This is a genomic window from Candidatus Micrarchaeia archaeon, assembly GCA_041653315.1.
Taxonomy (GTDB): domain Archaea; phylum Micrarchaeota; class Micrarchaeia; order Anstonellales; family JAHKLY01; genus JAHKLY01.
This window is the reverse complement of sequence record JBAZFO010000003.1, coordinates 1-11,428: the sequence shown is the minus strand read 5'-3', so window position 1 is coordinate 11,428 and position 11,428 is coordinate 1. Positions and strand designations below refer to the sequence as shown.

14 protein-coding genes are annotated in these 11,428 nt (G+C 24.6%); 11 read left to right on the top strand and 3 right to left on the bottom strand.

Translation table 11 applies throughout. The features are described 5' to 3' along the window. The first annotated feature begins 4 nt into the window (after positions 1–4). The 10 genes from WC356_01095 to WC356_01050 all read left to right on the top strand — a co-directional run bounded on the left by WC356_01095 (position 5) and on the right by WC356_01050 (position 7,416). Positions 5–664, top strand: a complete 660-nt coding sequence (locus tag WC356_01095; protein ID MFA5381734.1) for a hypothetical protein — start codon at positions 5–7, stop codon at positions 662–664. A gap of 73 nt (positions 665–737) precedes the next feature. Further along, a complete protein-coding gene (locus tag WC356_01090) occupies positions 738–1,049 on the top strand; it encodes a hypothetical protein (protein MFA5381733.1) in 312 nt (103 codons plus the stop codon). Between the two features lie 54 nt (positions 1,050–1,103). Beyond that, complete coding sequence (locus WC356_01085; protein ID MFA5381732.1) at positions 1,104–1,229, top strand: hypothetical protein; 126 nt, start codon at positions 1,104–1,106, stop codon at positions 1,227–1,229. 295 nt (positions 1,230–1,524) lie between these two features. Further along, positions 1,525–1,782 (top strand): hypothetical protein, encoded by a 258-nt coding sequence (locus tag WC356_01080; GenBank protein ID MFA5381731.1) that lies wholly within the window; start codon positions 1,525–1,527, stop codon positions 1,780–1,782. Continuing rightward, positions 1,779–1,901, top strand: coding sequence for a hypothetical protein (locus WC356_01075; GenBank protein MFA5381730.1), 123 nt, complete (start codon positions 1,779–1,781; stop codon positions 1,899–1,901). Before WC356_01080 ends, WC356_01075 begins: the two co-directional genes overlap by 4 nt. A gap of 200 nt (positions 1,902–2,101) precedes the next feature. Beyond that, entirely contained in the window at positions 2,102–2,257 is a 156-nt protein-coding gene (locus tag WC356_01070) for a hypothetical protein (GenBank protein ID MFA5381729.1), read from the top strand. Positions 2,258–2,314: 57 nt separating this feature from the next. Continuing rightward, a complete protein-coding gene (locus WC356_01065) occupies positions 2,315–3,712 on the top strand; it encodes an N-6 DNA methylase (protein ID MFA5381728.1) in 1,398 nt (465 codons plus the stop codon). Beyond that, entirely contained in the window at positions 3,703–4,638 is a 936-nt protein-coding gene (locus tag WC356_01060; protein ID MFA5381727.1) for a hypothetical protein, read from the top strand. The genes WC356_01065 and WC356_01060 overlap by 10 nt, the downstream gene beginning before the upstream one ends. Positions 4,639–4,692: 54 nt before the next feature. After that, entirely contained in the window at positions 4,693–5,586 is an 894-nt protein-coding gene (dph2, locus tag WC356_01055) for a diphthamide biosynthesis enzyme Dph2 (protein MFA5381726.1), read from the top strand. Positions 5,587–5,598: 12 nt separating this feature from the next. After that, a complete protein-coding gene (locus tag WC356_01050) occupies positions 5,599–7,416 on the top strand; it encodes an ATP-dependent DNA helicase (protein ID MFA5381725.1) in 1,818 nt (605 codons plus the stop codon). Here the strand turns inward: WC356_01050 and WC356_01045 are convergent. The 3 genes from WC356_01045 to WC356_01035 all read right to left on the bottom strand — a co-directional run bounded on the left by WC356_01045 (position 7,413) and on the right by WC356_01035 (position 9,837). Next, on the bottom strand, positions 7,413–8,627 hold the full coding sequence (locus WC356_01045) for a DEAD/DEAH box helicase (protein MFA5381724.1): 1,215 nt from the start codon (positions 8,625–8,627) through the stop codon (positions 7,413–7,415). The two genes, WC356_01050 and WC356_01045, sit on opposite strands and share 4 nt — an antisense overlap. 74 nt (positions 8,628–8,701) lie before the next feature. Continuing rightward, entirely contained in the window at positions 8,702–9,223 is a 522-nt protein-coding gene (gene idi, locus WC356_01040; protein MFA5381723.1) for an isopentenyl-diphosphate Delta-isomerase, read from the bottom strand. Positions 9,224–9,258: 35 nt separating this feature from the next. Then, entirely contained in the window at positions 9,259–9,837 is a 579-nt protein-coding gene (locus tag WC356_01035) for an L-threonylcarbamoyladenylate synthase (protein ID MFA5381722.1), read from the bottom strand. Between the two features lie 132 nt (positions 9,838–9,969). Here WC356_01035 and WC356_01030 point away from each other — a divergent pair. Continuing rightward, positions 9,970–11,428, top strand: a 1,459-nt coding sequence (locus tag WC356_01030; GenBank protein ID MFA5381721.1) for a hypothetical protein, incomplete at its 3' end; no start/stop codon positions are given.

The following is an 11,428-nucleotide window of genomic DNA, read 5'->3' as shown; positions in this document are numbered from 1 at the left end:
TTAAATGCAAGAAATTGATGAAAGCATAAAGAAGATAATAACTTCACTTTGGGAGTTAAATGATTTATTAAAAAATAATTCTAAGAAAACCTTTGATTTTGAGGTAGAAGGAGAAGATCAAAAACATGAAACAACTATCTTAAAAATTCAAGATATTTTAAATAGATTAAAAAGAGGACAAGAAGAGAATTATATTTGTGCCTTTGACACACCAATCCCAAATTTTTTACATTGGGAGATTAAAAATGAGTTTATTAAATATTTCAATAAAACACATAATATAAATAAATTATTTATAGAAAAACGCCCAAGACTTAGATCAAAAGGTCCAAGACCAGATTTATTTTTTATAACAGATGAAGATAAGGATTATTGGGTGGAGATACAGACTACTGCAACAATGGTTGCATTAAAAAACAAGATTAAACAAGCCATTCAGTATAGAGATAAATATAAGTATAATTATTTTGAGTATATTATAATTATTCCAATAGATAAACTTTCATTTTTTTCATCAAAAAATATAAATCTCTCTTTAATTATAGATGGGAATAAATATACAGATAGAGTTAGAATTATGACATATAATAAAGGAACATTTGAAACTGTAATAGAACCAGAAGAAAGGGGAAAACCAAACATTTTTGGGCAAGATTTACAATAAAAGCACAAAATTAAACATTACATCATAAAAAATCAACAAATTCATTTAAATATTTCTATATATAATAGTATTGGTGATAGATATAATAATAAAATCAATTTCATTTTTAAGTGGAGATTTAGGAAAAATTACATTTAAAATTTTAGATACAAAAGAGAAGGGTAAACAAATAGAAAAAACATGTAAATTAGATTTAATTCAAACTCCAGAAGTTTATAAACAGTTTATATATTTATTTAAAATAATGTTGTCATCTAAAAAAAGAATTTTTGGCATTGCCGCTGAAAAAAATCAAGAGAATTTAGAAATTTATATAAAAGATGAAGATATAACAGAGTTTAACAAAAGGAAAGAAGATCTACTAAAACGTATTAAAAATAGATAAATAAAATTTCATATTAAAATAAAGGAGAAACATTAATATAAAAAAGGTGATTAAATGAATCCAATAGATGGTCAAAGAATTTTTTTAGAACTATTTGATATGAGAAAAGAAACTAGAGTAATTAATATTATTACTATATTCTTATTAATAGTAAATATTATAGTAGCTCTAATAAAATAATTAATAACTTATTTTAAAATAAAAAACATATTTATTTTTTTAACTTTTTATTAGAGTTAAATAGAAATAGTTTTAATAATCTTATTTGATTTTATATTTATATTTGTTTTTTCATAAATCAACTGCATTTTATAAATTTAAAATAAAGTTTTAAACATTAGATAATTGATTTACAATAATTAGTCCGGAAATGTACTCTCTTTAATGTTATTTATAAACTTTATTTACAAAATAGAATTAAAACAGTACATTTATAAATATTTACTACATAAAAACTACATAGGGGGTAGTAAAAATGTTGATAAATGCTACGTTTAAAGGTATGGTTGAAAAAGTTGTTAATAAAATGTTAAAAAAAGGAATTGTTAATTCAAAAGCAGAAGCAATACGGGTAATGGCAATGGAATATTATAAGAATAATCAAAATATTTTAATTGAAAACAAAGAAGATAAATGGGAAGATGATTATGTTGAGTATATTGATAAAAAAAGAGCAAAAACACATAAAGAATTAATAGAAAATAAAATAGTTTCTGAGGCAGATTTTATATGAGTTTATATATAGATAAAAATATTTTTTTTGATTATGTTAATTATACCTTATTTAATGAAAAAACATTAAGTGATTCAGTTAAATTAGTAGACTTAATAAAAAGAAATAAATTGAAATAATTATACATGAAGGAACTATTTTTTCTTTATCTAATTATTTATCTTTTAAATTACAAAGACCGGTATATAAACATGGACAAGAATTATCTGAAAAAGAAGCAGATAAAAAATCCAGAGAATTTTGTCTTACTATTTTTAAAAATACAAATTGGAAAGTTATTTCCTTAAATACTGAAGAGATATTATTAGCACTTAAAGATATGAATTTTAATTATGAAGATTCGGTGCAATATTATGCTTTTATTAAAAGTGAAGCAGATTATTTTATAACTTGGAATAAAAAATATTTTCAAAAATTAAAAAATAAATTATTAAATCCTAAAGATTTTTTTAATACAAAATATAAACAAGTATAAACACCCGGAAATGTACTCTCTAAAAGCCTTTTTAAATTTAAACTTTTTAATAAATATATGGATAAAGGAAAGAGAAGGGATCTTGGAGTACATTTAACTTCAGTAAATATTTTCAAAAAATTTATTTTTCCTAAAATTAAAAATAAATTAAATGATTATATTTGGGTTGATCTTTTTGCAGGTGAAGGTAATTTAATTCTTCCAATTCTTGAACAAATTGAAAAAGATAAAAGAATTGAATTTTTTAAAGCAAATATATATCTTTTTGATATTCAATCGGAAATGGTGGATAAATCAATCCAAAATGCAGTTTCTTACGGGATACCTAAAGAAATTGCTGAAAAAAACATTCTACAATTAGATACACTTAAAAATTATCCAAAATTTTTGCTTAATTCCAAAAAACCAGTGTTTCATATTACTAATCCGCCTTATTTATATTTAGGTTATATTTCTAAACATGAAAAAAATAAAGAACAGCAAAAACTTTTCACAGGTGTAAATAAAGGATATCAAGATTTATATCAAATTGCATTAATTAATGATCTTAGAAATAATTTAAAAAATATGATTTATATTATCCCGTCTAATTTTTTATTTGGTGCTGTTGTTTCAAATAAAATAAGGGATGATTTTCTTAGTAGATATAATATAAATGAAGCAGTAATTTTTGAAAAAAAAATATTTGATTTTACAGGAACAAATGTAATAATTTGTTTTTTTGAAAAAACTGATAAGATTAATACCAAATTAGAATTTGATGCAATAAAAATTAATTGTGAGACTAAAAAAAGACATTATAAACTTTCAAATAAAAATCATTTTAGAGCAGGATTCGAATTTTATGAATATACTAAAAAAATAAAAAAAACCAATTCTTTTTCAATATCATTTTATCTTACTGAAAATGAGATAAATGAAAATTTAGGAAAAAATAAAGTTGTTTTGTTAGATTCAAAGAAATACACATCTAGAGGTTATTTAAAAAAGGAGTTTTTTGTAAATGATTATTTATATAAAAAGATTTTATCTAATCCTTTTTTTATTAGAACGGTTGATACAGGTTCAATAGATGGAAAAGCAGGAATTTATAATATTCAAGAGGTATTTGGAGTTGATGGTATTTTTATAAGTGGTGCTACTTATAGAACTTGTCCTATTCAAATGTTTTTAACTCCAACTTTAACAGACGTCAATTCTAAAAAACTAATCAAAGAATTTAATAATTTACTTAATAAATTAAGAGAAAACACAGATAGTGAATTTATGACAACCTATAAATATTCTAATGGAACTTATATAAGAAAATATTTAGGTCTTTCTCAAGTTAAAAACCTTATGCAAACTTTTTCATTATCTGATCTTTCTACATATATAGAAGATTCTACACAAATAGAAGAATATGCAACAATCGAAGAGCCACAAATAAAAAGAGGTCTTGAACAATGGTTTTAAAAAACAATTTATTTTATTGGAATTTATCTTTAAAAAATACAGAACCAGTTATTGATGAATTTTATTGTCAAGATAAATTAATTGTTGAGGATAGAGAGTTTTTAATTAAAGTTGAAAGATTAAGAGAATTAATAATAAGTTATTGTGTGGTGTGTGAAAAAGACAAAAAAGCCGCCATTAAAATATCTGATGAGATATATAAAATAATTCTTTCAATGAATAAAGTACAATATACAGAATTTGTTGCTTTTTGGAAGGTTTTAGATATTTCTTACTCTATTTTTTTAAAACTTTCTAATAAGAGGGAAATTTTAGAAAAAATTCTTAATGAATATTGTCAAAAAAGAAGGAAAATTTATGATTCATTAGGTTATTCGAATATTACTATTCAAGCACTTTATGATTCTGGTTCTTCACGTAAAAATAGTGTTTTAGGTATAAAAAAGATTAAAGAAATTTTAAATAAACAAATGAAAGTTGAATATTCACGAAATATTAAAAAATTTGAAGAAAATAAAATTAGTTATTTTTTACCAGATAAAGGAGATAAAAAATTATTTAATGAATTTTGTAAAAAATATAAAATATGTTATAAATTTGGAAAAGGAAAACAATCTAAAGAACCGGACATGGTTCTTAAAATAAAGAGTCACTTCTTTATAATTGAAGCAAAACACATAAAAGAAGGTGGTGGTGCTCAAGATAAACAAATAAGTGAATTAATCTCATTTATTAAAAATTCTGAAAAAAATAAATGTGTTCATTATGTTTCTTTTATAGATGGAATTTATTTTAATTATTTTATTGAAGATTCATTTAATAATAAAATTTCAAGACAAAAAGAGGATATTAAATCCCATTTAAATAATAAAAATAATTTTTTTGTAAACACCGTAGGATTAAAAAGATTATTTAAAGATATTTAACCGGAAATGTACTCTCTAAAAGCCTTTTTAAATAAAACCCTCTAAATTCTTAACATGCGCATATTATTACAGTTTCCAGAAGGGCTTAAATCAAAAGCGCTTGAGGAGCAGAAAATATTAGAAAATCAAGGTAATGAAGTATTTATATCCAGTGCAAGCTGTTATGGTGCTTGTGATTTAGCTATTGAAGAAGCTGAAAAAGTAAAAGCAGATAAAATAATTCATTATGGCCATGCGCCTTTTGTAGGTATAAAAACAAAGATACAAGTTGAATATAAAGAGTATCACCAAGATATAGATTTAGAAATTATAAAAAAACATTTAGGTAGAATAAAAAATTTCAAAAAAATAGGTTTAATAACAACTGTTCAGCATATTCACCAATTAGATGAAATAAAACAATTATTAAAAAAAAATCATAAGGAAGTTTTTATGGGAAAAGGACCAAAATGTTTTTATAAAGGACAAATTTTAGGATGTGATACTGGAGCAGTAGGTGAAATATTAGATAAAATAGAGTGTGTTTTATATATTGGAGGAGGAAAATTTCATTATTTAACTTTAAATTATGAAATTCCTGTTTTTATTATAAATCCAATAAATGGAGAGTTCAAAAAAGTAAATGATGAAATACAAGTATATAATAAAAAATTACAAGGTGCTTTATTAAAATCAAGTGAAGCTAAAACCTTTGGTATTTTAGTTTCAACAAAAATAGGGCAATTTAATTTACAAGGCGCAGAAGAAGCTAAAAAGAAATTAGAAGAAAAAGGAAAACAAGCAGTAATTCTAATATGTAATGAAATTAATTCAATTGCTTTACAGAATTTTAATATTTTTGATGCATATATAAATACAGCATGCCCTAGATTAATAGAAGATTACGAAAGATTTCAAAAACCGATTATTAATCTAAGTAGAATAGATGAATTATTAGAAATATTATAAAATGGTGTAGATATGTTTTTTCCTTTTGATGAGATAAGACCAGTTCAAAAACAATTTTATGAAGACTGTAAAGAAGCGTGTTATAAAGGAACTAATTTATTGGCATATGCGCCAACTGGTATAGGAAAAACAGCAGCTGTTTTAAGTGCAGTTTTAGAATATGCAAAAGAATTTAATAAAAAAGTTATTTTTACAACTTCAAGACATTCTCAACATACCATAGCAATAAATACTTTAAAATTAATAAAAGAAAAACACAATGTTGAATTAGTTGTTGCAGATATAATAAATAAACAACAGATGTGTTTATTGCAAGAATCAAAAGATATGAAAAGAAATGATTTTGATTCTTTTTGTTATCATCAAATAAAATCTAAAAAATGTCCTTATGCATATGTAAAAGGTTTTGCTTTAATGGCATTAAAGGAAGATATTTATCATGTAGAAGAAGCAAAACAAATTTGTAAACAATTTTCTGCATGTCCACATTCAGCAGAATCAAAATTAATTGCAGATGCAGATGTATTAGTTTGTGATTATAATTATATTTTTGATTCAATGATAAAAAATATTGTTTTGTCTAAAATGAATATTGGTTTGGAAGATATAATTTTAATTGTTGATGAAGCGCATAATCTTCCAGAAAGAGCTAGAGAATTAATGACATTTACTTTATCTAAAAATTTAATCTCAAATTGTAAAAAAGAATTAAAAGAATATGCTCCAGATCCTGTTTTATCTAGGGCATTTGATTCTTTAAAGAATATTTTTAATTTATTGGGGAGTAGACAAGAAAAAATTATAGAAAAACAAGAGTTGTTGGATGAAATAAATGAGTTATTTAAAAACTCATTTGTTTCTGAATTTGATTTTAATAGTTTTATAAGTAGACTTGAACAAACAGAAGTATATGCAAGTTCTAAAAAAGAAAATGAATTTGAGTTTTTATCTTTAACAAGCATGTTGAATTTTTTCTATTCTTGGAAAGAAGATAATGAACATGTATTAAGAATAATAAAAGAAGATGAAATCTCTTTATTTCCACTTGATCCTTCAGATATTACGCAACCTATTTTTTCTTCTGTTCATGCATCAATATTAATGAGTGGAACTTTGTATCCCCCAGAAGTTTATGCAGACATTTTAGGTATTGAAAATAGAGAACTTAAAGAGTATATCTCGCCTTTTCCAAAAGAGAATAGGCTTATTTTATCTTCTAATATTTTATCAACTGTATATCATAAGAGAAATGAAGAAGAATTTAAAAAAATGGGAAATGCAATTGCAGAAGTAATTGAATGTATACCTCATAATACCGCAGTTTTTTTTCCTTCATATAAATTAATGGAGAATGTTTCTAAATATATAGATTCAACTAAAGAGTTAATTTTAGAATCTTCAGAATGGAAAAAAGAGGACAAAAAAATAGTTTTAGAAAATATGCATAAAAAGAATAATTTAACCTTGTTAGGTGTACAAAAAGGGTCTTTTTCAGAAGGTATTGATTTTGAAAATAATTCTCTTCAAGGAATTGTTATAGTAGGAATTCCATTAGCTCCTCCTTCTTTAGAAAAAAAGAATTTAGTATCTTATTTTGATATTAAATTTGGTCAAGGAAAAGGAAATGAATATACTTATATGATTCCTGCAGTAAATAAAGTTTTACAATCTGCAGGCAGGGGAATAAGAAGCGAAACAGATAAATGTGCTATCGTATTATTAGATGAAAGATTTAATTGGGAAAAATATAAGCAATATTTCCCAAAGGATTTTCAATACTTCCCTTCAGATTATATAATTAAACATTTAGATGATTTTTTTAATTTTTAATCTCTATAATTTGGATCGCCGTATTGTCTTGTAAACTCTCTTTTTTTATTATTTTTTTTTCTATTATCTTTATTATCATAAACTGGCCTATTTTTTCTGTTTTCTTTATTTTCTCCTCTGCTTTCATATGAATACGTTTCGCTTTGTACAGGAGGCAGGTATCCAATATATTCACGTCTTATTTCATTTGTTGTATTAAAAGATATTGCACAACCTTTTTGATTCATTCTTCCAGTTCTTCCTATTCTATGTAAGTGAGTCTTAGCAGTTTTAGCTAAGTCAAAATTAATAACTAGATCTACATTATCTATATGTATTCCTCTTGCTGCTACATCTGTTGCTATTAAAATATCTATTTTATTTTGTTTAAATTCTCTTAAAACAAATTCTCTTTTATTTTGAGACATATTTCCATGTAAAGTTCCTACTCTGAATCTTTTTTGTTCTATTTTTTCTGCAATTCTTTCAACTCCGCGTTTAGTATTTAAAAATATCAAAGTTTTTCTATTTTTATCCTCGAATATAATATCTAATAATGCACCAAATTTTTCCTTTTGAGTAACATCTATTATTTTTTCAGTGATTTCTATTGGTTTTCCCATATCTGACATTTCTATAAATTCATAATCTTTCATATATTTTTCTGCAATATTCAGAATTTCTTTATCTACTGTTGCTGAAAATAATTCAATTAATGGTTTTGGTTTAATTTTACTCAGAACTTTATCAATATCATCAATAAATCCCATATCAAGCATTATATCTGCTTCATCTAAAATTACTACATCAAATTCTTTTGGTTCAATTTCTCGCCTATTAATTAAATCTAATAATCTACCTGGTGTTGCGACTACAATTTCAGGTCTTCTTTTTAAATCATTTATTTGATTTTCAATACTTACGCCACCATAAATAGTGATTACATTTATTCTATTTCCTTTACCTATTTTATATACTTCTTTTGCTACTTGCACTGCTAGTTCTCTTGTTGGAGTAATAACTAATCCTTTTTTTGATTTTTTTTCTACTATTCTTTCAATTAGCCCAATACCAAAAGCAGCTGTTTTTCCAGTGCCTGTTTTACTTCTGCAAATAACTTCTTTTCCTTCAATAATTCTAGGAATAACTTTTTTTTGCACTTCTGTTAAATTTTCATAACCCATTTCTTTTAATGAATGGACTGTTTTTTTACTCAATAATTCCATTGTCATATTTTTCACCATTTTAAAACAAAATAAGCATTATTTATTCACTAATTTTTGTTTCTCTTTATTTTATTATTCATTTATGAGTTTATAAAGGTATTTATTTCTTTTTCATAATCTTTTATAATTATTTTAAACCAAAAAGTGTATTTATTTGGATTAATTTTCATATCTTTTTTTAAATCTTCTAGTGATAAATACATATAATCTTCAATTTCTTTTGGATCTGGATTTGGTTTTTTATCCGAAAAACCTAAAAATACATAATCTAATTCGTGTTCTGTTAAGTCTTTTATTTTTGTTTTATAAATAAATTGTCCTATCTCTTTAAGTTCTGTATCAAATCCCATTTCTTCTTTTAATCTTCTATGAACTGCATCTTCTATTTTCTCTTTTGGTTTTGGATGACTGCATACTGTATTTGTCCATAATCCTCCTGAATGATATTTGCTGCTTTCTCTTTTGTGGATTAATAGTTCTTTTTTACTGTTAAAAACCAAAATAGAAAAAGCTCTATGAAGTTTTCCTTCTAAATGTGCTTTTTGCTTTTCTTCTTCTCCTATTTCATTATTATTTTTATCTACTAATATTACCTTTTTCATAAGTTTATTTTAAAAGCATTATTTTTATTACTTTCTTAAAATTTAAACTCTGCTTTTCCCTGTCTTATTATTTTGTTATTTATTAGATCTACTATAGTTGAAGATTCTTTTTCATTACATTCTCCTTGGTCAATTATTAGATCCACTTTCTTTTTTATAGTAACCTCTGATATGTTTATTGGTGGTTTTTCACCTGTTAAATTCGCACTTGTTGAAGCTATAGGAATTTTTAATAATTTTCCTAAATCTATACAAAATTTATTATTTGGTATTCGTATTCCCAAAGTGTTATTATTAGATAGGGGAATTGCTTTTTTTAAAGGTAAAATAAAAGTATATGGCCCGGGTAGATATTTTTTTAAAATTTTTTCCTGTTCTTCGTTTATATTACAGTATTGTTTTGCTATTTCTATATGCCCAAATAAAGCAGATATAGGTTTAAATTCAGTTATTTGTTTTATTTTATTAATTTTTTCAACAGCTTTTAAATTTAATCCATTACATCCTAATCCATAAACTGTATCTGTTGGATATAAAATAATACCTCCATTGAGTATTATATTTGATGCTAATTCTAATGCTGTTTTATAGTCATCATTATTTTTTATTTGCATACTAATCCCGATTTTGTGTGTTTTTACATATTTTGGTATTTATCTAATTACATAAATACCCACTAGATTTAAAAGCATTTTGTAATATTATTATAAGAATAGTATAAAAATTAGTTTGTGGGGGGGAATAATATGAAAAATTTACTAGATGTAAATAAGTTTTTTTGTTTTAAATCAATATACATATCAATTTTTATATTTATATTATTGACTGGGGTTTTAATTAGTTTTCAAGAGGCCTCATTTATGGGCATAAAAGAGCCTAATAGTTTCTCTTCGTCAATTGATAATTCTAGAGGGATAAAAATAGTTTCTGTTGAAAGTAATGGTTATCAAAATGATAAAAGAAAAACAGAAGATCGTTCTGTAGGGATTAATATTAAGATTTCAGATTTAAAAACAGAGATATCAGAGTCAAATCTTGAAAAAATTAGTGTTAGTGATCCTGTTGTTCTTTTAGTTAATCCCATAAATAATTCACAAATTGAATTTCCAAATAATATCTATTTTGATGTAGAAGAAGTATTTGTTTATCATTATACCTGGGAAGGGTATGTTGGGGGAGGAAGAGCGAGTGAAATTGAATTCTCTAAATTAACTATTCCTGTTCCTGACTTAACTCCTGGAGAACACTGGTTAACATTAACATTAAAAAATCAATTTGGTACTGAAAAAATATTTGAATATAGATATATTTTTGGGTTTGAATGTTTAACAAATGAAGACTGTAATTCATATGATGCAGATTATTGTGTAGGAGATTTAGTCATGCATGATGAAGGCAGATGTGTAGCATATGCATGCGAAGCTGAAACAACAGAAACACAAAATTGTAATTTATTAGATAATAATTATTGTGAAGAAACAAACATTATACAAGATATTTACACATGTGAAGCAGCATCATGTGTAATTGATGAAACAAATTTAATTGAAAATTGTAATGATGATTTATATTGTAACGGAGCAGAAACATGTGAAGCAGCTGCTTGCGTTGCAGGAACACCAATAAATTGTGAAGCTAACAACCTGGCAGGAATTGCAACATGCTTAAACAATCCTGATGCAAACTCATTTACATGGGATTATTTTGCAGGATTTACTTCTATGTGTAATGAAGATATAGATTCATGTACATTAGGAACAATTGATTTAACACATGAATGTTCAGTTGATGATTGTTCAGCAGAATGTGATGCAGAACACAATTGTGAAAACACAATTTGTACTGATTTAAGTGGATGTGTAGGTAATGATTGGTATGAATATTCAGATGTTTCTAATACATGTGAAGATGATTGTACATGTACTGATAATGAATGTATTGAATACACAATAAGTACAAATGATGAAAGATGTGTAGAATGTATGATTGATGAAGATTGTAATGAATATGATGCAAATTATTGTTTAGAAGATTCAATAATGCATGACGAAGGTGTTTGTGTTGATTATGAATGTTCTATTGAAACAACTGAAACTCAAAATTGTAATTTATTGGATAATAATTATTGTGAAGGAGCAAATATTATGCAAGATATTTACACATGTGAAGCAGCATTATGTGTAATTGATGAAACAAATTTAATTG

Coding starts and splice junctions, on each gene's coding strand:
- WC356_01095 (MFA5381734.1), top strand. CDS start 5: ATGCAAGAAATTGATGAAAGCATAAAGAAGATAATAACTTCACTTTGG.
- WC356_01085 (MFA5381732.1), top strand. CDS start 1,104: ATGAATCCAATAGATGGTCAAAGAATTTTTTTAGAACTATTTGATATG.
- WC356_01080 (MFA5381731.1), top strand. CDS start 1,525: ATGTTGATAAATGCTACGTTTAAAGGTATGGTTGAAAAAGTTGTTAAT.
- WC356_01035 (MFA5381722.1), bottom strand. CDS start 9,837: ATGCAAATAAAAAATAATGATGACTATAAAACAGCATTAGAATTAGCA.
- WC356_01070 (MFA5381729.1), top strand. CDS start 2,102: ATGAATTTTAATTATGAAGATTCGGTGCAATATTATGCTTTTATTAAA.
- WC356_01060 (MFA5381727.1), top strand. CDS start 3,703: ATGGTTTTAAAAAACAATTTATTTTATTGGAATTTATCTTTAAAAAAT.
- WC356_01050 (MFA5381725.1), top strand. CDS start 5,599: ATGTTTTTTCCTTTTGATGAGATAAGACCAGTTCAAAAACAATTTTAT.
- idi (MFA5381723.1), bottom strand. CDS start 9,223: ATGAAAAAGGTAATATTAGTAGATAAAAATAATAATGAAATAGGAGAA.
- WC356_01075 (MFA5381730.1), top strand. CDS start 1,779: ATGAGTTTATATATAGATAAAAATATTTTTTTTGATTATGTTAATTAT.
- dph2 (MFA5381726.1), top strand. CDS start 4,693: ATGCGCATATTATTACAGTTTCCAGAAGGGCTTAAATCAAAAGCGCTT.
- WC356_01045 (MFA5381724.1), bottom strand. CDS start 8,627: ATGACAATGGAATTATTGAGTAAAAAAACAGTCCATTCATTAAAAGAA.
- WC356_01065 (MFA5381728.1), top strand. CDS start 2,315: ATGGATAAAGGAAAGAGAAGGGATCTTGGAGTACATTTAACTTCAGTA.